We start from the raw sequence: 26,247 nt of genomic DNA on the forward strand, positions 1-26,247 counted from the left end.
AAAGCCCCGCAGATGGAAAAATTCCGTCTGCGGGGCTTTTTGTGTTTACAGTGATAGGATGCGAGCCATATCATTAGGCAGGGGGGACGTTACAGAGAGCCGCTCACCTGTGTGCGGATGCGTGAGGGTGAGCTGGGCTGAATGGAGTGCGTGGCGTGGGATGAGCTCTGTGCTGCCGCCGTATAGGTCGTCACCGAGCAGGGGATGGCCGAGGTGGGCGAGATGCACACGAATCTGGTGCGTGCGCCCCGTCTCAAGCCGCAAGTGCAGGAGGGAATGTCGTCTGTTCGTCCACTCCGTTTGATAATGCGTACGCGCCGGTTTTCCATTAGGAGAGACGCAGCGCAGGATAATGCTCGGCAGTGCACGCGCAATGGGCGCGTCGATCGTGCCCTCCGTTGGTGTGAGCATTCCGTCAATTAGTCCAAGGTACTCGCGTGTCAGAGTGCTTTGCTTTGCAATTTGATACTGCACCTCGGGATGTTTCGCGATGAGCAGGAGTCCCGTTGTATTGCGATCGAGGCGGTGGCATGGGTGAAAGTCAAGTCGTATGCCACGCTCTTCGTAAAGACCAAGTATGGCATTTGCGACCGTTCCGTGCGCTTCCTTTGTCGTCGGATGCACGAGTTGACCTGCGGGCTTGTCGATAATGAGCAGATCCACGTCCTCGTACACGATTGCAAGCGGAAGACGCTCGGGGGTGACGGAGCTGACGATCGGCAGCTCATAGGATACAATGTCACTCGTGCGCAGCGTGGTATGCGCGGCGATGGCGGGTATGCCGTTTACAGCGAATGTTCCGCTGTGCTTGATGCGTTTCCAGAGCCCCGAGGAAACTCCGCACACGCGCATCAGATATGCCTTTGCGGGACATTCCGCGCCCTCGGGCAGCGTTATGATATGCTTCGTCATTCGCTGTGCGTTTGCCCCTGACGGCGCAGCGCGAGAATGATGCGGAAGGAGATGGAAAGAATGATGGCGATGACGGTCGCAAGTGCCATGCCACGCAGTGTGACTGTGCCGATGGTAAGGCTTGCCGTCGATACACCGATACCCATGACGATGGAGGTGAGGAGGAGGTTCATCGGGTTGTTGTAGTCCACCTTTGCCTCGACGAGGATGCGGATCCCTGAGGCGGCGATCACACCGAAGAGCAGCATGGAGACACCACCCATGACGGGAACGGGGATGCTCTGGATGAGTGCAGCGAGTTTGCCGAGGCAGGAGAGCAGGATTGCGAAGATGGCAGCACCGCCGATGACCCATGTGGAGTATACCTTTGTGATGGCGAGTACGCCGATGTTTTCCCCGTAGGTTGTATTCGGCGTTGAGCCGAAGAAACCGGAGAAGATAGTCGAGATACCGTTGCCGAGGAGGGAGCGGTCGAGCCCCGGATCCTTTGCGAGGTTGCGTCCGACAATGTTGCCCGTCACGATGAGATGCCCGATGTGCTCCACGACAACAACGATGGAGGCGGGCAGGATGATGAGGATCGCGCGCAGGTCGAACTCCGGCGTGTAGATGGTCGGGATCGCAAACCACGGCGCACTCTCAACGTGCGAGAGATCGACGATTCCCGCGCAGAATGCGATGATGTAGCCCGCGACCACACCGATGAGAATCGGGATGATGGAGAGGAAGCCACGGAATGCCATCGAGGCAAAAATGGTGATGGCGAGGGTCGCAATCGAGACGAAGATTACGGTTGCATCCGTATTTTCGCCCGTCAACCCCGCCATGCCTGCTGCCGTGGGCATGAGTTCAAGCCCGATGACGGCGACGATCGCGCCCATCGAGGCAGGCGGGAAGATCACGTCGATCCAACTTGTTCCGATGGTATGTACGATGAAGCTGACCGCACAGAACACAATGCCGACGATGATGAAGCCGCCGAGTGCCGCTTCATAGCTGTACTCGGAGAGCACGAGGAAGACAGGGGAGAGGAAGGCGAAACTCGAGCCGAGGTATGCAGGGATTTTCCCCTTACAGAGGATGAGGTAGAACAGTGTACCGATACCGTTGAAGAGCAGCACGGTCGCCGGGTTGACATGAAAGAGGATCGGAACGAGTACAGTCGAGCCGAACATGGCGAAAAGGTGCTGCAGGGACAGCGGGATGGTGGTTAGGAGCGGCGGGCGCTCCGTGGTGTCAATCGTCTTTTGGGACATAAGATCACTCCGTTTCAAATGGATCATAACATAGCGTCCCTATGATACCATAGACAGCGGCGGGGGACAATCATTATCCGTGCATTCCTGTGGATTTAAGGAAGCACTGATAAATTCAGCGCCGCCATCTTGACGCATCTTTTTTACCCGCACTGTGTCGGCAAATCCTCCACATAGCTTTGGCTATGCGTCCGGTTTGCCTCCTTGTTCGGACGAAAAAATCTACGCCAATCTGACGGACTTCATTTTATCAGCGATTCCTTAAGCAGGGCTTGACGGCTTTGTTATAATGAAACCGTTAGGAGAACTTTTATTAGTAAAGCCGATTGGAAGGTGAGACTCATCGAATTTCATGCCTTGACAAAGGAAGACAAGCCCCTGCTTGATCGCTATTTTCGTGCGAATTACTACGAGAATTCGCATTTTAACTTTACAAATCTCTATATGTGGCGCGAGCCGTTCCACGTTCACGTTGCGGAGGAAGATAATGTCCTCTACGTGGTGAGCGAATGGAAGGCTCGTGTGTCGGCGCTGCAGCCATTCTGCGATCCCGCACTTTACCCCGCAGCGACGAAGAAGCTGCTCGCGTACTTTGAGGACATCGAGCAGCCCTTTCACATCTATGATATGGAGCGCAGCTATGCGGATTTTTTGCGCGAATGCAACTGCGTGAACTTCGAGGTGGTTGCCGACCGCGATAACTTCGACTATGTATATCTTTCGGAAAAGCTCATCACACTCGCGGGACGCAAGCTGCACTCGAAGAAGAACCATCTGAATGCGTTTCGTAAGGAACACCCCGACGCGGAGTTCGTACCGATTACGGATGAGATCGTGACGCTGTGTAAGCTTGAGCTGAACAGCTGGTACAAACAGCATAAGCAGGAGGACGGTACGGTTGATCCGTTCATCGGCTACGAACGCACGGCAATCCTTGAGGTGCTGAACAACTTCGAGGACTTTGGCCTGAAGGGCGGCGCAATCCTGCTCGGGGGACGCGTCATCGCCTTTACCTTTGGCGAGCAGCTGAACACGGATACGGCGGTCATTCATGTAGAGAAGGCGGACCCCGAGCTGCGTGGCGCCTATCCCGCGATCAATCAGGGGTTCGTGGAGCATGCATGGAGCCATCTGACCTACATCAACCGCGAGGAGGATATGGGGATCGAGGGGCTGCGCAAGGCAAAGGAATCCTACAAGCCCGAAAAGTTGATTGAGAAGTTTAACGCGACCTTGGTCGGGTTTGCAAACTGCTCGTGAATATGGTAAGATAGCACAACGCTAGGATAACGTAGGCTCGTCCTTCGCCCCACATAAGCGGCGAGGGACGTTCTTGTTTTATAAGGATGTTTTGACAATGCGGGGGGAACGATCATGAATCACGTGAAGTACACCAAGGGTTACTATATGCCGCCCGAGATCTGCCTGGATTGGCTGCGTAAGGATGCGCCCAACAAGGCACCGATCTGGTGCTCGGTCGATCTGCGCGACGGCAATCAGGCACTTATCATCCCGATGAGTTTGGACGAGAAGCTTGCGTTCTTCGATCTTCTCGTGCGCGTGGGGTTCAAGGAGATCGAGGTCGGTTTCCCTGCTGCGTCGGAGACGGAGTATGAGTTCCTGCGCCGTCTCGTCGAGGACAATCTTATCCCCGACGATGTGACCGTGCAGGTGTTGACGCAGGCACGCGAGCACATCATCCGCAAGACATTTGATGCGCTGCGCGGCGTGAAGAATGCAATCGTGCACGTCTACAACCCCACGTCTGCGGCGCAGCGTGAGCAGGTCTTTGCGCGCTCGAAGGAGGAGATCCTCCAGATCGCCGTGGACGGCGCAAAGCTCCTCAAGCAACTGACAGATGAGGCGGGGGCGAACTATCGGTTTGAATATTCGCCCGAGAGCTTTACGGGGACAGAGCCGGAGTATGCGCTCGAGGTCTGCAATGCCGTTCTCGATGTGTGGCAGCCGACCCCCGACCGCAAGGCGATCATCAATCTTCCCTCGACAGTTCAAATGTCGATGCCGCACGTCTATGGCATGCAGATTGCCTATGTCAACGAGCGGCTGAAATACCGCGACAGTGTCGTTCTTTCCCTCCATCCGCACAACGACCGCGGCTGCGGTGTGGCGGATGCGGAGATGGGGCTGCTCGCAGGTGCGGATCGCGTCGAGGGTACGCTTTTCGGCAATGGGGAGCGCACGGGCAACGTCGACATCATCACGGTTGCGATGAATATGTTCGCACTTGGTGTCGATCCGCATCTCGATTTCTCCGATCTCCCGCATCTTGTCGAGGTCTATGAGCAGGTGACGCGTATGCAGGTCAATCCGCGTCAGCCGTACTCGGGTTCGCTCGTCTTTGCCGCGTTCTCCGGCTCGCATCAGGATGCGATCGCCAAGGGTATGAAGTACTGGGATGAGAACAAGCCGCAGTACTGGTCGCTGCCATACCTCTACATCGACCCGAAGGATATCGGACGTACGTACGATGGCGATGTCATCCGCATCAACAGTCAGTCGGGGCGGGGCGGCGTTGGCTACATCATGGAGCAGCAGTATGGCATCAGCATGCCGAAGAAGATGCGCGAGGATCTCAGCTACCGCGTGAAGTCCGTGTCCGACAGTGGACACAAAGAACTCCTGCCGGACGAGATCTACAAGGTGTTCATGGACACCTATGTCAATGTCATTTTTCCGTTCGAGCTTTCAGACTTCCATCTCAAAAAACAGCCGGATGGCACGCGCATGGGCGATGTTCACCTCAAGGTGGACGGTGAGGACCGCATGTATGAGGCACGCGGCAATGGCCGCCTCGACGCGATCTCGAACGCCATGCAGGCAAATCTGGGGCTTTGCTATACGAATCTGACTTACAGCGAACACGCGCTTGAGATCGGGCAGACCTCGCGTGCCATCTCCTATATCAGCATCACAGGGGAGGACGGCAATGTTTACTGGGGCGCTGGACTGGATACGGATATCATCACCTCGTCCATCCTTGCCCTGTTCAGTGCGATCAACCGCATGAAGGCGGGACACTGAGGTGACAGACCTTGTTGCCGAAAAACTGAAACTGCTGCCCGATTCGCCGGGTGTCTACATCATGAAGGACGCACGCGGGAAGATCATCTATGTGGGCAAGGCAATTGTCCTCAAGAACCGCGTGCGGCAGTATTTCCAGAGCAGCCGAAATCAGGCTCCGAAGGTGCGGGCAATGGTCTCGCACGTCGCCGACTTCGAGACCATCATGACCGCGAACGAAGTCGAATCTTTGATTCTGGAAGCAAACCTGATCAAGAAACATCGTCCTCGGTATAATATTCGACTGAAGGACGATAAGAGTTACCCCTATGTAAAGGTGACGGTGCAGGAGGAATATCCGCGCGTCTTCATCACGCGGCGTGTTGTACGTGATGGGGCGCGCTACTTCGGCCCTTATACGAATGTGACGGCGCTGCGGGACAGCTTGAAGCTCCTGAAGCGCCTTTTTCCTCTGCGCACGTGTCGGACAATGCCCGATCGTCCCTGCCTTGAGTACCACATCAAGCGCTGTCTCGCGCCCTGTGTGGGCAAGGTGATGGAGGAGGATTACTGCGCGATGATCCGTGCCGTCCTGCTCTTTCTCGAGGGGCGGACGGACGATGTGGAGCGCGAGCTGGAACACCGCATGAATCTTGCGGCGGAAGCCTATCATTTCGAGACGGCGGCACGTCTCAGAGATCAGCTCAGTGCCGTACGTAAGGCGGCGGAGCGGCAGAATATCGTCACGGGCGCAGGCGATCAGGATGCCGTCGGCATGGCGCGCTCGGCAGCGGGCGTCTGCGTGCAGATCTTCTTCATTCGCGGCGGTAAGATGATCGGACGTGAGCATTTTCTTCTGCGCGGGAGCGAGGAGGAGAGCGATGCGGACATCCTACGCGCCTTTCTTGAGCAGTACTACAATCAGGCGACATTTGTGCCGCGTGAGGTGCTGCTCCCGTGTGCGATTGAGGCGACGGGACAGGAGATCATCGAACGCTTTCTTGCAGAGAAAAAGGGCGGGGGAAAGGTCGCTCTCCTCACGCCGCAACGCGGAACAAAGCACGATCTCATCGTGATGGCGACGGGGAATGCGGAGAAATTCCTCGCGGACGAGGAGACGCGGCGCAGCCTTGCGGATGAGCAGACACTCGGTGCAGTCGAGGAGCTCGGGCGTTACCTTGGTCTGAAGAAGCCGCCGTATCGCATGGAGTGCTTCGACATCTCACACAATCAGGGGCAGGAGACCGTTGCCTCGATGGTTGTGTTTGAGGGTGGTATGCCGAAGAAGTCGGACTATCGCCGCTTCAAGATCAAGAGCGCGGAGGGCAAGCCGGATGACTTTCTCTCCATGCGCGAGGTCACAACACGCCGTTATGTGGGGCTGTCTGAAGAGGAGTTGCCTGATCTCATCATCATCGACGGCGGGAAGGGACAGCTCTCCTCCGCACTTGAGATTATTCGTAATGAGGCGGGACATAAAAATGTTCCCGTCGTCGGCCTTGCCAAGCAGTTTGAGCTCGTCTTTACCGAAGGGAATTCCGAGCCGATCGAGCTGCCGCGCCGCAGTCCGTCCCTCTATCTCATTCAGCGCATCCGCGACGAGGCGCACCGCTTTGCGATCACGTTTCATCGCAAACTGCGCGGTAAGCGCAATCTTGTTTCTGTATTGGATCATATTGTCGGTGTCGGTCCGAAGCGGCGTCAGGCACTCTGGACTCACTTCGGAACACTGGACAAGATTAAGGCGGCTTCGGTCGACGAACTCGCCAGTGTCCCCGGAATGAATCGCCCTTCGGCGGAGGCGGTGGTTCATTTCTTCGAGGCACAACGGGAATTGCGTGGAAAACAATAGAAGATAGGATTATCATACCAAATTGATGAATTGCCTAATTGCATATTAGTTCTGATAATTCTATAATAACAAAAAAGATTTGAAATTGATGACATCTCGTTGAGGAGGTGTCGCACGATGATCATCTTTCAACGTATGCAGATGTGGGGTGCGGCGCTTCTCCTCGCCGTGGCACTTCTCCTTACGGCCTGCGCTGCAGAACCGCAGCCTGTGCGGTCGGACGCCAATGTTGTGGTAGTTTACAACTGCAATGACGAGGACTGGACGGCTTCGCTTGCCAAGGAGTTTCAGGAAGAGACCGGCATACAGGTGCAGCTTGTCTGCGGGACTTCGGATGAACTCATGGCGCGTGTGCGCACGGAGCAGGAAAAACCACGCGGTGATATTATCTGGGGCGGCACGGCGGATGCCTATGTTGCACTCACACCCTATCTCGAACCCTACGTGTTTCCCGAGAAGTCTGCAATTCAATCTGATTTTGTACGCAGAGACAATGTCTTCTACAATATGACGATGGATCCTTACGTCATCGCCTACAACACCGATCTGGTGAGTGAGGCGAATGCCCCGAAGGGGTGGCGAGATCTTCTCGATCCGAAATTTCGTGGACGCATTGCCCTCGCAGACCCTGCCAAATCGAATCATGCCTACATCGTGCTTCTCACGATGATGGATGCCCTGGGCGGCGACACAGCTGTCATCGGGCAGATGGCGGAGCAGCTCAATGGACGCATCATCGGCAGTTCGGCGGAGCAGATCAAGGCGCTCTCAAATGGGGCGTATGCAGTCACAGCGACGTTTGAAGAACCGGTGCTCAAATACATCAAAGGTGATGCACATATCAAGATTGTCTATCCTCGAGAGGGGACAACGGTTTCTTCGACCGGCATTGCGATCATCAAAAATGCTCCGCATGCAGACAATGCAAAGAAATTCCTTGATTTTGCGATGAGCCGTGAGGTTCATGGGCGTCTCGGCTCTTATGAATTTCGCTCATCCCGTGTCGATATCTCGACACCTCCGAATCTCCGTCCATTATCGGAGATTCCTCATACTCGGTTTGATACGCAGCGCGCCGTCTCCTTTCGGGACGAGTTCCTAAGCAAATGGCGCGCAGCGGTTATCAAATAAATCCCCATTTCCCCCCATCCCCCATTCCCATATTTTCCCCTTCCAAGACCGTCACTTAGTGTGGCGGTTTTTCCTTTGTCTGAACATAAAAGTATACATTACGATTTATTTATAATTTTGCTTGACAGAAATGGAATTTATCCGTATTCTTTCTATATAGTCTGAAGATTGAGGGGCATTTTCCTCGTTTTTCCGTTGTGTATATCACAGCAGGAGAGGGGCTGTCTTTGTTATGGATCGATATCGGATCAGTTATCAAAAACGTCTGCTGGCGTATTTGTTCTTTGGCGGTCTCTTTCCCCTTCTGCTTGCTTCCGTGATGATTCTCTATGCCGCGGATCGTGTCTATGAGAATACGCAGGCGAAGAGCGGACGTGCGGAGGTACAGCGCATCTCGCGTGAGATCGACAATCTTGTTGAGAGTTATGAACGACTGATGAATCCACTGCTTGTGCGTGCGGAGACACTCGCATTTCTGCGCGGTGCACGCGGCAATGTGGAACACATCTACGGCGATCTCTATGGGATTCTTGCGGGACGTACGGGGGAGGCCGCGATTTACCTACTCTCGTCAGACGGTGCACAGGTCATTGCGACGGACGATCTGCCGCATGACTACCGCCTCCCGGAAAATCTGCACTGGGGACTGCTCGGACGTGCAGTAAAGGGGCAGAACTGGGTACTGATTTCGGCAGACCGTTATGAGGCGGATCGCAGGGAGACGGTTTTTTCGATGGCACGTGCAATTCGGGAGGGGGATAAACTTCTCGGTTTTGCCGTCATCGATATACGGCGTGAGGCTCTTGTACCGCTCATTCAGCGTGTGCAGGACGGCAACGAGGGGCAGATCATCCTGACGGATCGCTATCACTATGTGATGATGGATATGCTCGATCATCACCGCGAGGGCTTTTCCTCGGCACTGCTGCCGCAGACGGGGACAGAGCCGATGGAGTCCGTGTTCCGCGACTATGCGTATACCTCGCCCGCTACAGGCTTTGTCGTGCATCTGCGACAGCGTCTGGATTCTGCGCCGCTGGACTATCTGTTCCGCCTTGTGCTGATGGTGGACGTGATTGCACTCGGCGTGACGGCATATCTTGCCTATCGTTTGAGCCGCCATCTCTGGCGGCCGCTGCATACGCTCGCGACGGCAATGGGACACGTGCGCAGCAGTGATGACTTCTCCGTGCAAGTGGAGGTTCGCCGCACCGACGAGATCGGTGAGCTCGCACTGACGTTCAATCGTCTGATCGAGCATATCCGCGTCCTACTCGCAGAGAACAGGGAGCGTGAGCGGACGCTGCGCGTGGCGCAGGTGAAATCTCTGACGGAGATGATTAAGCCGCATTTCATGTATAACACGCTCAACCTCATCAAGTGGAGTGCAAAGCTCGGGGACAGCGATGGCGCAGCCGATATCGCAGTACAGCTCGGCAAACTCCTGCGCGCCTCGGTGAGCATGAAGGACTTTGTGACGGTGGCAGAGGAACTGACCTTTCTGCGTACCTATCTGAAGATCCAGCAGCGGCGTTTTGCGGGGCGGCTGAAGGTCTCAGTGCGTGTCGATTCAACGGCGTATGGATGCTATGTACCGAAGCTGATTTTGCAGCCACTCGTGGAGAACGCGATTCGGCACGGCATTGAGATGGCGGAGAGCGGCGGGCGTATTACAATTACGGGGAGGCGGGAGAACGGACATCTCGTCTTTCGCGTGAAGGACAACGGACAGGGAATGTCATCGCAGCGACAGAAGGAAGTGCTGGAGCGGCACGATGATAATCATTTTGGCCTTTACAATGTGCATATGCGTGCGGTGCTGAACGGGGATGAGGACTGCGGAATTACGCTGCACTCGACAGAGGGGAAGGGAACGGAGGTAATATTGACGCTGAAGCGCATGGAGGAGGCTCCTCATTATGATTAAAGTGCTCATTATAGACGACGAACCCATGCAGCGGCAGGGCATTATGCGCCTGACACCATGGGGGGATTTTGGCGCGGAGGTAATCGGGACGGCGGGCAGCGGGATGGAGGGCATTCTCCTTGCGCGTGAGCGACATCCAGACGTGCTGATTGTGGACATCAAGATGCCGGGGCTTTCGGGTCTGGACGTGATCGCACGCCTGCGCGAAGAGCTGGATGCGGAGTACATCATTCTCTCGGGATACAGCGAGTTTGAATATGCCCAGCAAGCGATTTCTCTCGGGGTATGTGCCTATCTCCTGAAGCCGCTCGACGACGAGGAGCTTGCCGCTGCCGTGCGTCTTGCAGCAGATCATATCGCGGCACGGCGTCTGCCCATGCAATCACCTGACGCAGCGGAGGCGGACTACGTCCATCTTGATCTTCCCGCCGAGGAGCCGATTCGTGGCTATCTGCTCCATGCCGTGCGTCACATGGAGGAGCATATGGCAGAGCCGATTACCGTTCGTGAGGTCGCGGATGAGCTCGGTCTCAGTGTAAGCTATGTTCACAAGCTTTTTGCGCGCTGCGGAACTTCGTTCAGTGCATATCTGACAGATTGTCGTCTGCGTCGTGCTGGGCAGCTGCTGCGCGAGAGCGACGAGAAGATCTACGCGGTCGCCGCGGCGTGCGGCTATCAGGACACACGCTATTTCAGCAAAATTTTTCAAAAACACATGGGGGTCAAGCCGACGGAATACCGTCATAGAAAAAATCTATAAGGGGTTTTATGAAAAGACTGGTAAAACACAAAAAAATGGTGTAATATAATAATTGTTATTGGGTAGTAATTTGTACGTGAGATAGACTTCCTGATACATCTGTGTATTATAGATCAAAGCTGTGTATTATTGATGAGGAGGGTTTCTTATGAAGACATGGGTTTGTACAGTTTGCGGCTGGGTCTACGATGAGGCGGCCGGGGATGCCGACTACGATCTGGCTCCCGGTGTAGCTTTTGAGGATCTGCCGGATGATTTTGTCTGCCCGCTCTGCGGTGTGGACAAGTCTCTGTTCGAGCAGCAGGAGTAGTGCTGCTTTTAGAAGAGCGACCCCGCGTATGCGGGGTTTTTTTCGTGTCAAGGTATGAGCCTATTTTGAAATGTCTTTGCTTTTCGGCGGAAAATCCCGTATAATAAGCGGCATAGTTTTTTGAGCGAGGGGTCGTACATTTGGCAGAAAAAATTGAAATTAGCATCATCTTCGTTGTATATATGCTGGTCATGATGGCGATCGGTGTCTACTATTATCGACGGACACGCAATATGAGTGACTACTTTCTCGGCAACCGCAAGCTCGGTGCATGGGTCACGTCGATGAGTGCAGAGGCGTCTGATATGTCGGGCTGGATGCTCATGGGGCTGCCCGGATTCGCCTATATGGCGGGGTTGAATGCAGGGTGGATCGCCTTGGGGCTTGCGCTCGGAACGTGGGCGAACTGGCAGTTCATCGCTGCGCGTCTGCGCGTCTATACAGAGCTGGCGAACAACTCACTGACACTGCCGGATTTCTTCGAGAATCGTTTTTTTGCGACATCGGGGGCATTGCGCATTGTGCCGGCGATCTTCATTCTGATTTTCTTTATCCTCTATACGTCCTCGGGCTTTGTGGCTGCAGGGCGTCTCTTCGAGACGATCTTTGCCCTGCCATATTTGACGGCTCTGTTTGCGGGGGCGGGCGTTGTTGTGTTTTACACGCTTGTCGGCGGATTTCTCGCCGTCTCGCGCACGGACTTCATCCAGGGCGTGATGATGTTCTTTGCGATCCTTGTTGTGCCTGTGGGCGCGGCAATCATGCTCGGCGGCTTCGGCGCGACGGCGGATCTGATCTACGCGGAGCATGCCTCGTTTTTCTCGCCGCTCACGAAGGTGGACGGCTCTACGCTCGGGCTCATCGAGTTTGTTTCGCTCATGGCATGGGGCATCGGCTATTTCGGACAGCCGCATATTCTCGTGCGCTTTATGGCGATTCGCCATGCGGAGGAGCTGCCGCAGGCGACACGGATTGCAATGGCATGGGTGGTGATCTCGCTCTCCGCAGCAATTCTGGTCGGTATGGTTGGCACGGTCTATTTGAAAACTCCACTTGAGGGAACGGCGGCAGAGACCGTTTTTCTTGCGATGGCGGGGGAACTCTTCCCTCCGGTCATCGCCGGTCTGATTCTCGCGGCGGTGCTCGCAGCGATCATGAGTACAGCGTCTGCGCAGCTCCTTGTGGCGGCATCTGCGTTTGCGCAGGACATCTATCGGCGCAGTTTCCGTCCGCACGCACAGCAGGTGGAGCTGGTTTGGGTGAGTCGTCTCTCGGTGCTCGTGATTGCAGCGGCGGCAATCTACCTCGGCATGAGTCCTGACAATTTTATCCTCGATATGGTGGCGTATGCATGGGCGGGCTTTGGTGCTGCGTTTGGCCCGGCACTCCTCATGTGCCTGTTTTGGCGGCGTACGACGGAGCGCGGCGTGCTTGCAGGGATTGTGACGGGCGGTATGACGGTGCTGATCTGGAAGCAGTTCGCACTGTTTGGGCTCTACGAGATTGTACCGGGGTTCATTCTTGGGCTTCTCGCGATTTACATTGTGAGTAAGCTGGACGCAGAGCCTGCGCCCGAGGTGACGGAGCTCTTTGACCGCGTGGATCGCGCATAGTTTTGCATTTGTTACTGCATTTGTATTTTTTCCGTAATACAATATTATTTGAGGGAGGAGAACATGGCATTTACATTTACGCATGTAAACTTTAATGTGCTTGATCTCGCGCGCAGCATGGATTTCTATGCAAAGGCGTTTGGCTTTCGTGAGAAGCGGCGCCTTGCGGCGGAGGGATTCACGCTCGTCTATCTCTGGGACGGCGCAACGGATTTTGAGCTGGAACTGACCTATCTGCACGAGCGAACAGAGCCGTACGATCTCGGGGAAAAGGAGTTCCACCTCGCGCTCTACACGGACGATTATGCGGCGGCGCGGGAAAAACATGCAGAGATGGGCATCATCTGCTACGAGAACGCGGCGATGGGGATTTACTTCGTCGAGGATCCGGATGGATATTGGGTTGAAGTTTTGCCAAAAAACATGTGACGAAAGCCATTGTTTCGTGCTATAATAACGGATGGATAAAGTGATCCGTAAAAGAGGGTGAAGTTGTATGGGGAAATTACGGGTGCTGATCGTGGATGACTCTAAGATCAGCCGCGTGATGATTGCCGAGAATTTAAGGGATACGGATTTCGAGGTCTGCGGCATGGCGGCGGATGCGGTGGAGGCCCTTCGTCTTTACGCAGAGTTGCGCCCGGATCTCGTGACGATGGATATGAATCTGCCCGATGCGAATGGTCTGGAGTGCAGCAGGCGGATTTTGACCGTAGATTCCGATGCGAAGATCCTGATGATCAGTGCGATGAAGGATCTGAATCTCATCACGCAGGGAAAGGCGATCGGGATTCGTGCGTTTTTGCAAAAGCCGGCGGCAAAGTCCGATCTGGTGGACACGCTCCATCTGATCTGTGAGTCGGCGGCAAGCCAGGAGTCGGTCTTTCGTGAGCTTTATGCCAAACCGTTTGCGCGCGGCCTCCAACAGGGAATTGCGGGGCTTCTCCGCATGGAGGGAGAGACCGAGATCGAGCCGTATGAGCCGCGCTCGCTTGATGTGAGCGGTGCGGCGGTCATTATCGGCATTACGGGATTCACAACGGGACGTGCGATTCTCTACATGGATGAGCCGATGATCAAGCTGTTTGCAATGCACATGCTTGGGCGTGCGTCTGTGGAAGAGCTCGATGACGATGAGGCCGTGGATGCCGTAGAGGAGGCCGCGAACATCCTGGCGGGACGTGCCGTCTCGAAGATCAACAACGTACTTGAGGGAAAGGAACTGCGTTTGACGCCGCCGGGGACGATACGCGGCTCCCAGGTGCATATTGTCAGCCCTCGTATGACGACATTCTGTATCAGTATACGCCTGCCAATCGGAATGGTGCGGATGAATGTGGGCTTTGCAGAGGGAGAGTAATCAATGGATGCAAAACTGATCAATCCTTTTGTGGATGCCTTCACAACGGTGATGCCGATGTTGGGGTTTCCGGAGCCGACACGAACGAAGCTCTATGCCTCTTCGTCGCGGGTTAAGAGTCTCGGTGTGTCGATGCTGGTCGGATTTACAAAGCAGATCCGTGGGAATGTCGTCTACAATATGAGTGAAGATACGGCGAAGTTCATCGCGTCTCAGATGATGATGGGGATGCCGGTTGAGGCGTTCGACGAGATGGCGCAGAGCGCGATTTCGGAGCTCAGCAATATGCTGACGGCGCACACGGCGACGAACATCACAGGACTTGGTCTGGACGTAGATATATCTACACCATCGCTGACGGTCGGAAAGGACTTCGAGGTCAAGATCAGCGACGGGCAGTATCTCGTCGTGGAGATGAATCTGAGCGGTCAGCTGGTGGATTTGGCGATCGCTGTTGATCAGAATTAGGGAATCGCTGATAAAATGAAGTCCGTCGGATTGGTGCAGATTTTTTGTCCTGTCAAGGAGACAAACCGGACGCATAGCAAAAGCTATGTGGAGGAGTTGTCGACATAGACAGGGCAAAAAAGATGTGCTAAGACGGCGTGGCTGAATTTATCAGTGCTTCCCTAGGCTGTGCAGGACACACTTTTTATCGGAGGGAGTATTCGATGAAGGGTGCGGAGCAGGTACGTGTCTTCCTGGACGGGAGACAGGTGGATGCTGCTGGCGAGGAGAGCCGCATTGCGCTGTCCGTTACCGGACGGCGTTTTTTGCGTGGAGAGAGCCGTTATGTGAGCTATGATGACAGCGAGCTCATCGAGGGGGCAGTCGTTCCCTCTGTGCTGCGGATCAGTGATGCAGGCATCATGCTCCAGCGGCGCGGTGTTGTGCGCTATGCGCAGCATTTCGCCGCAGGGGAGGAGCGTACGAGCAACTACCGTACGCCATACGGTACGTTCCTCATCAAGACGCTGACGCGCCGCCTCCGTCTCCGCGTGTTCCCGGATGGGCGTGAGGAGGCATATATCTTCTATACGCTCTATGTGGACGGTGTGCGGCAGAGCGACAATACGTTGGAAATACGAATTGAGCCGATGTAAAGGAGAATCAATCAAGGTGGATATAAAACAGCAGATGGAACAGGCACTCATACGCGCTGTGGAAGCGGCTGCAGCGGAGGGCGTCCTGCCCGAGGGCGCGGCACTGCCGCCTGTTCTTCTGGAAGAGCCCCCGGAAAAGGAACTGGGCGATTTTGCGACGAACTTCGCCATGCAGTCGGCGCGTGTCTTTCGTCAGTCCCCGCAGAAGATTGCTGCGGCGATTCGGGATCGCCTTACGGGCGACTGGCTCGATCATGCGGAGGTCGCAGGCCCCGGTTTCCTCAATCTCTACCTCAAAAAGACGGTGCTTTCGGACACCCTGCGCGCTGTGCTTGCGGCGGGGGAGGAATTCGGCACGCTGCCGCCCAACGGCGCGCCGCGCATCCAGGTGGAGTATGTCAGTGCGAATCCGACAGGACCTCTGCACGTCGGGCACGGGCGCGGGGCGGCAGTCGGTTCGGCACTTGTGAAACTCCTGCGCACGGCGGGTTATACGGTGGACAGTGAGTACTATGTCAACGATGCGGGCAACCAGATGAATCTGCTCGCTGTGTCGGTGAATGCGCGCTATCTGGAACTGCTGGGAAAGCCCGTGGAGTTCCCCGAGAACGGCTACCACGGGGCGGACATTGTGGAGACGGCGCAGCGCATCATCGACCGTGACGGGGACAAGTATCTCGAACTTCCCGAGGAGGAGCGTCTGAAGCTGTTTCAGGATGTCGCCTATCGTGAGAAGCTCGCAGCACTTGAGGAGGATCTCGCGGATTTCGGCGTGACGTTCGACCGCTGGTACAGCGAGCGCACGCTGCATCCCGATGCTGTGCGGCGTGTTGTGGACGTGCTCCTCGAACGCGGCACGGCATATGAGAAGGACGGGGCGGTCTGGCTGCGCTCGACGGACTACGGCGACGATAAGGATCGCGTCATTTTCCGCGACAACGGTGTTCCGACCTATCTCGCAGCGGACATTGCCTACCATGATGATAAATACAGGCGCGGTTACGGCCGCCTCATCAACATCTGGGGCGCGGATCACCACGGTTATGTCGCACGTGTCAAGGCGGCGATGGCGGCACTCGGACACGATCCCGAGGAGCTGACGGTGCTGCTCCTGCAGATGGTGAGCCTCTATCGGGACGGTGCCCTCGTGAAGCTGAGCAAGCGCACGGGCGAGACGGTCACGCTGCGTGAGCTGATGGAGGAGGTTGGCGTCGATGCAGCGCGCTATTTCTTCCTCATGCGCTCACTGGACAGCCAGCTCGACTTCGATCTTGACCTTGCGACGAAGAAGTCGAATGAAAACCCCGTGTACTACATCCAGTACGCACATGCGCGCATTTCCAGCATCTTCCGCCAGGCGGACGAGGCGGGGATTGCCGTGCGGGACGGAGTGGAGTTGGAACTTCTGACGGACGAGACGGAGATTGCGCTCATCAAGAAGATCGCCGCCTATCCCGAGGAGATCGCGCGTGCGGCGGCGGAGTTTGCACCGCAGCGCATTGCGCGCTACAGTCACGAACTGGCGGGCGCATTCCATTCGTTTTACAACAAATGCCGCATTGTCGGACAGGAGCCGCCGCTTGCCTCGGCGCGCCTTGCCCTCGTGCTGGCAGCGGGGCGCGTGATCCGTCACAGCCTCGGTGTACTCGGTGTTTCGGCGCCGGAGAAGATGTAAGGAAGTGCGGATCATCAGTGTTCCGTAACTCTCTGAAAGGAGCGTATTCATGGATTTTGAACAAATGGCGGAAATGGACATTGCCCATCATATCCTCACGCAGAAAAAAAAGCCGATGCACTACAAGGAGCTCATTACCGAGGTCATCGAGGCGAAGCACAAGCCTGTGCAGTCGCTTGCAATGGCAATTTCCGAGATCTATACGATGATGAACATGGACAGTCGTTTTCACTATGAAGGCGAGGGCAAATGGGGACTGACCGAGTGGGTTCCGCCCGAGGTCAAGAGATCATCGTCACGTGCGTCCGGAGGGGCGGCAAAGACCGCCATTACGAAGGAGGCAGCACGCAAGAAGAAGCTCGAGAGTATTCAAAACTAACGTGCGGAGGAACGGCATGGCAAAGTATATTTTCGTCACGGGCGGCGTGGTCTCATCGCTCGGAAAGGGCATTACGGCAGCATCGCTCGGGCGTCTGCTCAAGAACCGCGGGCTGAAGGTCACGATCCAGAAATTTGATCCCTATATCAACATCGACCCGGGCACGATGAGCCCCTACCAGCACGGCGAGGTGTTCGTCACCGACGACGGCGCGGAGACGGATCTCGATCTCGGGCACTATGAGCGCTTTATCGACATCAACCTCACAAAGCGCTCGAACATTACAACGGGCAAGGTCTACTCTTCCGTCCTGAACAAGGAGCGTCACGGTGACTACCTTGGCTCGACCGTACAGGTGATCCCGCACATCACGAACGAGATCAAACAGCGTGTTTATGACGTGGCAAAGGCGGACAACGCCGATGTCGTCATTACGGAGATCGGCGGTACCGTCGGCGACATCGAGAGCCTGCCGTTCCTTGAGGCGATCCGTCAGGTCAAGAAGGAAGTCGGCAAGAACGATGCGCTCTACATCCATGTCACACTGCTGCCCTACATCAGTGCGGCGGGCGAGCTCAAGACGAAGCCGACGCAGCACAGCGTCAAGGAGCTGCGTGCCATCGGCATTCAGCCGGATATTCTCGTCTGCCGTACGGAGCAGCCGATCCCGCGCGACATGAAGGAGAAGATCGCGCTGTTCTGCGATGTGGATGCGGATGCGGTCATCGAGAACCGCACGGCATCGACGATCTATGAAGTCCCCCTGATGATGCAGCAGGAGGGGCTTGACCGTATTGTGCTTGAGAAGATGGCAATGACCTTCGACCCATCCAACATGGAGGCGTGGGAGAAGATGGTCTTTAAGATCAATCATCCTGCGAAGAAGGTGAAGATCGCCGTCGTCGGCAAATACGTTGCCCTGCCCGATGCTTATATGTCAGTGACGGAGGCACTGCATCACGGCGGCATCGAGAACGATGCGCAGGTCAAAATTACGTGGATCAATGCGGAAGAGCTCGAGAATCCAAACGTGGATCTCGACGAGCTCTTTGTCGGGTGCAAGGGCATCCTCGTGCCCGGCGGATTCGGCGACCGCGGTGTCGAAGGGAAGATCCGCGCCATCCAATACGCGCGCGAGCATGAGATCCCGTTCCTCGGGCTCTGTCTCGGAATGCAGTGTGCCGTCATTGAGTTTGCACGCCATGTCGCGGGGCTGACAAACGCGCACAGCACGGAGTTTGTGCCGGAGACACCGCACCCCGTCATCGCGTTGATGGAGGATCAGCAGGATGTCGAGGAGAAGGGCGGCACGATGCGCCTCGGCGCCTATCCCTGTCTCCTCGCGGACGGCTCGCGTTCGCGCGAGGAGTACGGTGAGGGGGAGATCAGCGAGCGGCATCGTCACCGCTTTGAATTCAACAACGCGTTTCGCGCGCAGCTTGAGGAGAAGGGGATGGTCATTGCGGGCACAAGTCCGGACAACCGCCTCGTGGAGGTCGTGGAGATCGTGGATCATCCGTGGTTTGTTGCCTCGCAGTTCCATCCGGAGCTGAAATCGCGCCCGAACCATCCGCATCCGCTCTTTGCAGGCTTTGTACGCGCGGCACTCGCCGCAGCTCCCAAATGAACGCACTCTTTTCTATCCTACGTGCGGATCGTGCGGTCGGGCAGCTCGTGGAGACCCTGACCGCTGCTCCGCAGCAGACACTCGCATACGGCTTTGCCGGCTCGATGAAGCACGCCGCCGTTGCAGCCGCCTATGACAGCAATCCGCGCCCGCTCGCCATTGTCACGAGCGGGCGCGAGGCGTTGCGTGCGTGGCAGGAAGATCTGACGGCACTGCTGCCGGAGGCGGATGTCTATGAGCTGCCCGAACTGGACCGCATGGACTTCGCTGCACCAGGCGCGGCAAAGGGACTGGAACGCTCGGCACAGCGCATGAACATCCTCGCTCGTCTCCTGCGCCGCGAGCCGATCATCGTGCTTGCGGACATTGGCGCAGCGGTGCAAAAGGGGCTGAGCTCGGCGGAGTTCTCGCGTGCGGCACTCTCCCTGCGGCTTGGGGAACAGCTGCCGCGTGAGGTGCTGATCGAACGCCTTTCGGCACTTGGCTACGAGCACGCGCCCGAGGTAGAGCATGTTGGGCAGTTCAGTGTACGCGGCGGCATCGTCGACATCTTTCCGATCAATGCGCTCTCTCCGATTCGCGTGGAGCTCTTTGATACGGAGATTGACTCCATGCGCGAGTACGATTCTCTGACGAAGCGTTCGATCAAGAACATTGGCACGGCTTCCATCATGCCGCTGCGCGCAGCGGACGACGAGGGGGAGGCGTGCTTTTTGTCGTACCTCGGGGCAGAGGGGGTGACGGTATTCGATGAGCCGTCACGTCTCATCGCTGCACTTTCGGATGCTGTGCAGGAAGATGAGGGGCGTGCGGCACGCCTGTTTTCGTGGGAGGAGATCGTTGCGGCGGGCATGGCGGGTCACGAGGTCTTTGCCGCACTGATGAGCCGCTCCTTTCCCGCATGTACGCCCGCCGAGCTCATTGCCTTTCAAATGGTGCCTATGACGGCATTCGGGCGGCAGTTTCACCTCCTTGAGAGTGAGCTGCGCCGTTATCTGTCGGATGGAATGCAGGTGCTCGTGCTCGCGGGTGGGGTGGAGCGGGCAAATCTCGTCCGCGATATGCTGATGGGATGGAAGCTCCCCACTGTCATCGTGCGCAGGGAGGGCGATGCCCAGGACGGTGCTGTCGCCGTTGCCTCTGGTAGTCTGCGCGCGGGTTTTGAGCTGAGTGGAGCGCGGATCGCCGTGCTCACGGAGCAGGACATCTTCGGACGGCACAAGGCGAAGCTGCGCCGTACGGCATCGGCGGGGGAACGGATCCGCCACTTCCGCGAGATTGCACCCGGCGACTATGTTGTCCATGTCTCGCATGGTATTGGGAAATACCTCGGCGTGGAGACGCTTGAGGTGGCAGGAGTTCACCGTGACTACCTCCGTATTCTGTATGGCGGAGATGACAAACTCTTCGTGCCGACGGATCAGGTCGGGCTGCTGCAGAAGTACATCGGGTCAGAGGGAGCCGCACCGCGTCTGCATCGCATGGGGACGGCAGATTGGGCGCGTGCGCGTGCGAAGGCACAGAAGTCCGTGGAGGACATCGCCGATCATCTGCTTGAGATCTATGCACAGCGGCAGCTTGCACACGGGCATGCCTTTACGCCCGACGATGCCATGCAGCGTGAGTTCGAGGAGGCGTTTCCCTACGAGGAGACGGAGGATCAGCTGCGTGCCATCGCGGAGATCAAGCGTGATATGGAACGTGATAAGCCCATGGATCGTCTGCTCTGCGGTGATGTGGGCTTTGGCAAGACGGAGGTCGCTGTGCGTGCGGCGTTCAAGGCGGCAATGGACGGCTTTCAGGTGGCCGTTCTCGTGCCCACAACGGTTCTCGCACAGCAGCACTACCAGACGTTTGCCGCCCGTTTTGCGGACTTCGCACCAAAGGTGGATGTGGTCTGCCGTTTCCGTTCCGTGCGCGAACAAGCGGCAACTTTGCATGAGGTAGCGCGGGGGCGTGTGGACATCCTCATTGGGACGCACGCCATCCTCAACCGCAAGCGCGTCCGATTTCAGAATCTAGGCCTTTTGATCGTGGACGAGGAGCAGCGGTTTGGCGTCACGCAGAAGGAGAAGATCAAGGAGTTTGCAGCAGGGGTCGATGTGCTGACACTCTCGGCAACGCCCATCCCGCGTACGCTGCATATGTCGCTCGCGGGTGCGCGCGATATGAGCATCATCGAGACCCCACCTGCCGACCGTCTGCCTGTGCAGTCCTACGTTGTGGAGAGCAGCGATGCGATGATGCGCAGTGCGATTGAGCGTGAATTGGCGCGCGGGGGGCAGATCTACTTTATATATAACCGCGTGGAGAGCATCGACCGTATGCGCGAGCATCTGCTGCGTCTCGTGCCCGAGGCTCGCATTGCCTCAGCACACGGACAGATGAATGAGGACATCCTTGAGCAGGTCATGATGGACTTCTATGAGGGGCATTATGACATCCTGCTTGCGACGAGCATCATCGAGAACGGGATCGATGTCGCCAATGCGAACACGATCATCATTTATGATGCCGACCGTTTCGGGCTCTCGCAGCTCTACCAGATGCGTGGGCGTGTCGGGCGCTCGGCAAAGATGGCGTTTGCCTACTTCACCTATCGGCGTGACAAGGTCCTCAGTGAGACGGCGGAGAAGCGTCTGCAGGCGATGAAGGAGTTCGCGCAGCTCGGTTCGGGCTTCAAGATCGCCATGCGCGATCTCGAGATCCGCGGGGCGGGCAGCCTCCTCGGCGCACAGCAGCATGGACATATTGCGGGCGTCGGCTTTGAGATGTATGTGAAACTGCTTGAGGAAGCTGTGGCACGCAGGCGGGGAGAAGCGCCGCCGCCCCCGCCCGTGGAGACGGTCATTGACCTGCCCGTCGAGGCGTACCTCGACGGCGGATACATCGATGATGCCATGCACAAGATAGAGGTCTATCAGAAGATCGCCGCCGTGCGCACAAACGAGGATTTGGAGGCACTGCTCGATGAACTGATCGACCGTTTCGGCGAACCGACGAAGCCCGTACTCGCACTCCTCGACATCGCACGCATTAAGAACTATGCGCGCAGTTTTGGCGCGCGCAGCATTGCAGCGAAGGGAGATGCTCTGGATATCACCATGGGGGAGGTCGAGAAACTGCCGCTGCCGGTACTTATGCGTCTGGATCGTGCATTCGGGCGTCGCGTCGGTCCTCTGTCTGAGGGCGACGGTTACCGCATCCGCCTTCAGCCGAAGGAGCGCAGAGAGATCTTGGATACCGCATTGGAAGTTGTGAAGATGGCAAGTGGAGAGTGAGACATGGCATATCAATTGACGGTGGCGGGGCTTGGTCCCGCCGGCGCGGAGCTGATGACACGCGGCACATGGACGCGCATTGAGATGGCGGCGCACATCCTCCTGCGCACGCACATTCATCCGACGGTGGAGGCTCTGGATGCGGCGGGAATCCGCTATGAGACATATGACGATTTTTACGAGGACGCCGAGGATTTTGATGAACTCTATGAGCGCATTGTGAACGATCTCATGGAGCGTGTCAAAGCATCTGATGTGCTCTATCTCGTTCCGGGCAGTCCCTTCGTTGCCGAACGCACGGTGCAGCTGCTGCGCGAACGGGCGATGGAAGATGGGATACCGCTTGAGATTCTGCCTGCGATGAGCTTCTTGGAGCCCCTTTTTGCGGCACTCGGTGTCGACCCTGCGGACGGTCTGTCCATCATCGACGCGATGGACGAGGAAGCGGTTGCGGCTCCGCCCGCACAGGATCTCATCATCACGCAGCTCTATTCGCGCGAGCTTGCTTCGAATCTCAAGATCCTCCTCATGGAGCATTTCCCTGATACGCAGGAGGTGATCTATCTGCATCATCTGGGACTTCCCGATGAACGTGTTGTGCGCATCCCGCTTTTTGAACTCGATTGGCAGGAGGATATCGACCATCTGACCACACTCTTCATCCCATATATCCCTGTTTTTTGGGGGAATGGGTAAAAAAACCTATATTTTTAGGGAAAAAATCGCTTTTTTTATTTTTCCACTTGATTTTTCTAGGTAATTCTGTTAAATTCTCTCATGACAGCGCGACCCTAGGGTTGCAAGGTAAATGGAAAATATCTAAAGGAGGATGCTACTTTGAACAAGCAGGAATTGGTCGCAAACGTAGCAGAGCAGGCAGGCCTGACGAAGAAGGACGCGGAGAAGGCGGTCAACGCCGTATTTGAGACGGTCAAGAACGCACTTGCCGAGGGTGACAAGATTCAGCTGATCGGCTTCGGTACATTCGAGGTGAAGGGGCGCAAGGCTCGCAAGGGCCGCAATCCGCAGACGGGCAAGGAGATCGACATTCCGGCTTCCAAGTCGCCTGTGTTCAAGGCTGGCAAGGCTCTGAAGGATTCTGTGAACTAAGACAAGGGTTCTCTTGAACATGAGACCGGGCTTCCGATTGGGAGTCCGGTTTTTTTATCTGTTGGTGTGATGGTATGGAACAGAAAATTTTTGCCGCTGATGCTTTTGCAGGGAAAGTGGTGCTGATCTCGGGCGGCACTTCGGGAATCGGGCTTGCCTGTGCAAAGCTCTTTCTTGCAGGAGGGGCATGCGTCGCCCTTGTGGGGCGTGATGAGGGACGCGGACGCGCTGCGCTTGTCACTCTCTCAGAGGGGGAACGCGCCCTCTTTGTGTCCGCTGATGTACGCAGACGTGCGGACTGCACGCATGTGTTGGAGGAGACGATCCGTACGTTTGGTACGCTCGATGTACTCATCCACTCTGCCGGAATCTATGCAGAGGGGGGGCTTGATGATCTTGCGGGGGATCTGCTTGAGGATCTGCTCGCGACGAACGTCAAGGGAGTCTTTTATCTGACGCAGGCAGCATTGCCGCATCTGCGGGAGACGCACGGCAATATTGTGAGTGTCGCCTCGGATGCGGGGCTGCACGGCAACTATTTCTGTGCGGCGTATGCAGCGACGAAGGGGGCAGTCATCGCCTTTACGCGTTCGCTCGCGCTGGAGCTCGCTTGCGACGGTGTGCGCGTCAACGCCGTTGCGCCAGCCGATGTGCTCACCCCCCTGACGGAGCGGCAGTTTTCTCCGATCCTGCCTCGTGAGGAGCAGCTGAGAGAAATGGCGGCGCACTATCCTCTGGGGCGCATCGGGAGCCCCGAGGAAATCGCCGCTGTCATCGCGTTTCTCGCCTCCTCCGCGGCATCGTGGGTGACGGGGAGCATTTACCGTGTTGATGGTGGCTTGACTTCGTAAAAAAGTTTTGTCCATGGCGAAAAAATGTGATATTATAGACATAATTGTGCGAGGAGGTGGAGCATGGAGCACGTCCGTATTCTCATTCTGACGGCATCCATCGGCTCCGGGCATACGCGTGCGGCAGAAGCAATCCGCGCGGCACTTGCGGCACATCCTGCGGCGGCGACGATGCAGGTGGATGTGGTGGACTTTATGGCACGTGATATCTCCATCATCCACTATCTGATGAAGCGTATCTATCTCCTGATGCTGCGCTTTGTTCCCGATCTCTACGATGTGTTCTTTCGCGTTGCGGGCAAGAATGCGAGCGGCGGCGTTGTACGCGGTGCATTCGCACAGGTGATGGTGCATACTGTGGGACGGGTTATCAGGGCATATGCCCCTGACCTCGTCATCGCGACGCATCCGTTCCCTGAGGGAGCGGCTGCACTCTGGCGTGCACGGCATGGAGCATCCTTCACGCTTGCCGCATTGCTGACGGACTATGCCCTGCATGCCATCTGGCTTGTTCCCGGCGTCGATGTTTACTTTGTCGCGACCGAGGCGATGGCAGAGGGGATGGCGGCACGCGGCTTTGACACACACATGGTGCACGCGACGGGCATCCCGATCGCGCGCGCGGACTATGGACTGGAACGCAGTGCGGCACAGACGCATGCGGGGCTGGCCGAAGATCTGCCGACGATCCTCCTCATGGGCGGAGGGCTTGGTCTCGGAGGAATGGATCGGACGCTCGCGGCCCTTGAGCAGGTGAAGCTGCGGCTTTCGATCCTTGTTGTTGCAGGGCGAAACGCGGTGCTCGAAGAACACGCGCGCACTGTCGCACGCACATCGCGTCACGTCATCCGCGTCTTTTCCTACACCGATGAGATTCCAACGCTGATGTGCGCTGCGGATCTCCTCATCACGAAACCGGGCGGGCTGACGATCAGTGAGGCGTTTGCAGCGGGGCTCCCACTCCTCCTGCATGACCCCATCCCAGGGCCTGAGACGGAGAACGCCGTCTATGCGACGCGGCGCGGAGCTTCCGTGTGGCTGCATCCGGGGGAAGCAATGGCGCCCGCGGTGGAGGAAATTCTGGCACATCACATTTCGGAAATGCGCAGGGCTGCGCATGACTGCGCGCGCGCGGATGCGGCTCAGCATGTGGCGGCAATTCTGATGGAGCAGCTGACAAGGAAGAGAGGAGCGGCGCATGGCACGGAGAAGCAACCCTAGGAGACCGCGCTGGTTTGTCATCACGGTACTGCTCATACTTGGTTATTTTGGTTCGATGATCGTTTCGCAGGGACTGTATCTCTCCCATGTGCACGAAGATCAGCGGCTCGCATCGGAGCGGCTCGCGGCAGCGCAGGCGGAGAATGATCGCCTGCGTGCGGAAAAGCAGCGTTTGGGCGAGCTTCCCTATATCGAGAAGCTGGCACGAGAGGAACTCGGCATGACGGGTGCGGGGGAACTTCCCTACGCACCGGGAAAGCGTGCAAACGGCAACTGAGAACTCCTTGACATAGCGTACATCTCCCCTGTATAATGAGCGGGTAATGATACTGGGGGCAACCCCGTCGGTTTGTAGTTGAAGGGAAGAATTGTATTGGCCATCGAAGTTGGCAGTGTAGTAGAGGGCATCGTAACAGGCATCACCAATTTTGGCGCTTTTGTCGAGCTCCCCGAGGGAAAGACGGGACTGATCCACATCTCAGAGGTTGCCGATGTCTATGTGAACGATGTGCACGATTTCCTCCGTGAGCGGGATACGGTCAAGGTCAAGGTGCTTACCGTGGATGATCGTGGGAAGATCGGCCTTTCGATCAAGGCTCTTCAGGATAAGCCGGCAGTATCGGCACAGGCGGCTGCACCTCCTGCGCGTCCGCCGCGCCCCCCACGCGATCTGCGCCGCACCGCCGCTTCGCGGCAGATGGGGTCTCCTTCCTTCGAGGACAAGCTGTCGCGCTTCCTAAAGGACAGCGACGAGCGACTGACCGATCTGCGCCGCAAGACGGATTCCAAGCGCGGTGGACGTGGCTCACGCCGTGGCTGAAACAGGGATGTGCTGATGCCAAAGTGACTGTGCGCGCA

The 26,247-nt window shown here is 56.8% G+C and carries 24 protein-coding genes and 1 pseudogene; 23 read left to right on the top strand and 2 right to left on the bottom strand.

Annotation, left to right across the window (positions count from 1 at the left end; genetic code table 11):
• Positions 1–45: 45 nt before the first annotated feature.
• Together HMPREF9334_RS10645 and uraA are read right to left on the bottom strand one after the other, a co-directional pair.
• Entirely contained in the window at positions 46–912 is an 867-nt protein-coding gene (locus HMPREF9334_RS10645; RefSeq protein ID WP_006693471.1) for an RluA family pseudouridine synthase, read from the bottom strand.
• Complete coding sequence (uraA, locus tag HMPREF9334_RS10650) at positions 909–2,168, bottom strand: uracil permease (RefSeq protein WP_039957535.1); 1,260 nt, start codon at positions 2,166–2,168, stop codon at positions 909–911. Before uraA ends, HMPREF9334_RS10645 begins: the two co-directional genes overlap by 4 nt.
• A gap of 333 nt (positions 2,169–2,501) precedes the next feature.
• On the opposite strand from uraA, the gene HMPREF9334_RS10655 reads away from it, so the two are divergent.
• The 23 genes and pseudogenes from HMPREF9334_RS10655 to HMPREF9334_RS10760 all read left to right on the top strand — a co-directional run bounded on the left by HMPREF9334_RS10655 (position 2,502) and on the right by HMPREF9334_RS10760 (position 26,209).
• On the top strand, positions 2,502–3,428 hold the full coding sequence (locus tag HMPREF9334_RS10655; RefSeq protein ID WP_006693473.1) for a DUF2156 domain-containing protein: 927 nt from the start codon (positions 2,502–2,504) through the stop codon (positions 3,426–3,428).
• Positions 3,429–3,542: 114 nt separating this feature from the next.
• A complete protein-coding gene (locus HMPREF9334_RS10660) occupies positions 3,543–5,210 on the top strand; it encodes a 2-isopropylmalate synthase (RefSeq protein WP_006693474.1) in 1,668 nt (555 codons plus the stop codon).
• Position 5,211: 1 nt separating this feature from the next.
• A complete protein-coding gene (gene uvrC / locus HMPREF9334_RS10665) occupies positions 5,212–7,041 on the top strand; it encodes an excinuclease ABC subunit UvrC (RefSeq protein ID WP_006693475.1) in 1,830 nt (609 codons plus the stop codon).
• A 117-nt stretch (positions 7,042–7,158) separates the two neighbouring features.
• Complete coding sequence (locus tag HMPREF9334_RS10670; RefSeq protein ID WP_006693476.1) at positions 7,159–8,172, top strand: extracellular solute-binding protein; 1,014 nt, start codon at positions 7,159–7,161, stop codon at positions 8,170–8,172.
• Between the two features lie 232 nt (positions 8,173–8,404).
• Positions 8,405–10,099: a sensor histidine kinase gene (locus HMPREF9334_RS10675; protein WP_006693477.1), complete on the top strand. Its 1,695-nt coding sequence runs from the start codon at positions 8,405–8,407 to the stop codon at positions 10,097–10,099.
• Positions 10,092–10,859 (top strand): response regulator transcription factor, encoded by a 768-nt coding sequence (locus HMPREF9334_RS10680; protein ID WP_006693478.1) that lies wholly within the window; start codon positions 10,092–10,094, stop codon positions 10,857–10,859. Before HMPREF9334_RS10675 ends, HMPREF9334_RS10680 begins: the two co-directional genes overlap by 8 nt.
• A 148-nt stretch (positions 10,860–11,007) precedes the next feature.
• Entirely contained in the window at positions 11,008–11,169 is a 162-nt protein-coding gene (locus HMPREF9334_RS10685) for a rubredoxin (RefSeq protein WP_006693479.1), read from the top strand.
• A gap of 140 nt (positions 11,170–11,309) precedes the next feature.
• Complete coding sequence (putP, locus tag HMPREF9334_RS10690; RefSeq protein WP_006693480.1) at positions 11,310–12,782, top strand: sodium/proline symporter PutP; 1,473 nt, start codon at positions 11,310–11,312, stop codon at positions 12,780–12,782.
• A gap of 63 nt (positions 12,783–12,845) precedes the next feature.
• Positions 12,846–13,211 carry a VOC family protein gene (locus HMPREF9334_RS10695; RefSeq protein WP_006693481.1) on the top strand — a complete coding sequence of 122 codons (366 nt, stop codon included), beginning with the start codon at positions 12,846–12,848 and terminating at the stop codon, positions 13,209–13,211.
• Between the two features lie 67 nt (positions 13,212–13,278).
• The gene (locus HMPREF9334_RS10700; protein ID WP_006693482.1) at positions 13,279–14,142 is read left to right on the top strand and encodes a response regulator; all 864 of its coding nucleotides are present in this window, start codon (positions 13,279–13,281) and stop codon (positions 14,140–14,142) included.
• A gap of 3 nt (positions 14,143–14,145) precedes the next feature.
• Entirely contained in the window at positions 14,146–14,610 is a 465-nt protein-coding gene (locus HMPREF9334_RS10705; RefSeq protein ID WP_006693483.1) for a chemotaxis protein CheX, read from the top strand.
• A 15-nt stretch (positions 14,611–14,625) separates the two neighbouring features.
• Positions 14,626–14,715: pseudogene (locus HMPREF9334_RS12715) on the top strand (secretion protein HlyD); the annotation flags it as partial.
• A gap of 98 nt (positions 14,716–14,813) precedes the next feature.
• On the top strand, positions 14,814–15,245 hold the full coding sequence (locus tag HMPREF9334_RS10710; RefSeq protein WP_006693485.1) for a YwiB family protein: 432 nt from the start codon (positions 14,814–14,816) through the stop codon (positions 15,243–15,245).
• Positions 15,246–15,261: 16 nt separating this feature from the next.
• Complete coding sequence (gene argS / locus HMPREF9334_RS10715; protein WP_006693486.1) at positions 15,262–16,920, top strand: arginine--tRNA ligase; 1,659 nt, start codon at positions 15,262–15,264, stop codon at positions 16,918–16,920.
• 49 nt (positions 16,921–16,969) lie between these two features.
• The gene (gene rpoE / locus HMPREF9334_RS10720) at positions 16,970–17,299 is read left to right on the top strand and encodes a DNA-directed RNA polymerase subunit delta (RefSeq protein WP_006693487.1); all 330 of its coding nucleotides are present in this window, start codon (positions 16,970–16,972) and stop codon (positions 17,297–17,299) included.
• Positions 17,300–17,315: 16 nt separating this feature from the next.
• A complete protein-coding gene (locus HMPREF9334_RS10725) occupies positions 17,316–18,926 on the top strand; it encodes a CTP synthase (protein ID WP_006693488.1) in 1,611 nt (536 codons plus the stop codon).
• Complete coding sequence (mfd, locus tag HMPREF9334_RS10730; protein WP_006693489.1) at positions 18,923–22,207, top strand: transcription-repair coupling factor; 3,285 nt, start codon at positions 18,923–18,925, stop codon at positions 22,205–22,207. Before HMPREF9334_RS10725 ends, mfd begins: the two co-directional genes overlap by 4 nt.
• A gap of 3 nt (positions 22,208–22,210) precedes the next feature.
• Positions 22,211–22,903: an SAM-dependent methyltransferase gene (locus tag HMPREF9334_RS10735; RefSeq protein ID WP_006693490.1), complete on the top strand. Its 693-nt coding sequence runs from the start codon at positions 22,211–22,213 to the stop codon at positions 22,901–22,903.
• 141 nt (positions 22,904–23,044) lie between these two features.
• Positions 23,045–23,317 carry an HU family DNA-binding protein gene (locus HMPREF9334_RS10740; protein WP_006693491.1) on the top strand — a complete coding sequence of 91 codons (273 nt, stop codon included), beginning with the start codon at positions 23,045–23,047 and terminating at the stop codon, positions 23,315–23,317.
• A gap of 74 nt (positions 23,318–23,391) precedes the next feature.
• The gene (locus HMPREF9334_RS10745) at positions 23,392–24,168 is read left to right on the top strand and encodes an SDR family NAD(P)-dependent oxidoreductase (protein ID WP_006693492.1); all 777 of its coding nucleotides are present in this window, start codon (positions 23,392–23,394) and stop codon (positions 24,166–24,168) included.
• 63 nt (positions 24,169–24,231) lie between these two features.
• Positions 24,232–25,389, top strand: a complete 1,158-nt coding sequence (locus HMPREF9334_RS10750) for an MGDG synthase family glycosyltransferase (RefSeq protein WP_006693493.1) — start codon at positions 24,232–24,234, stop codon at positions 25,387–25,389.
• Positions 25,367–25,666 (top strand): FtsB family cell division protein, encoded by a 300-nt coding sequence (locus HMPREF9334_RS10755; RefSeq protein WP_006693494.1) that lies wholly within the window; start codon positions 25,367–25,369, stop codon positions 25,664–25,666. The genes HMPREF9334_RS10750 and HMPREF9334_RS10755 overlap by 23 nt, the downstream gene beginning before the upstream one ends.
• 96 nt (positions 25,667–25,762) lie before the next feature.
• Positions 25,763–26,209: a S1 domain-containing RNA-binding protein gene (locus tag HMPREF9334_RS10760; protein ID WP_006693495.1), complete on the top strand. Its 447-nt coding sequence runs from the start codon at positions 25,763–25,765 to the stop codon at positions 26,207–26,209.
• The last annotated feature ends 38 nt before the right edge of the window (positions 26,210–26,247 follow it).

This window comes from Centipeda infelix ATCC 43532 (assembly GCF_000234095.1).
In the GTDB taxonomy this organism is placed as follows: domain Bacteria; phylum Bacillota; class Negativicutes; order Selenomonadales; family Selenomonadaceae; genus Centipeda; species Centipeda infelix.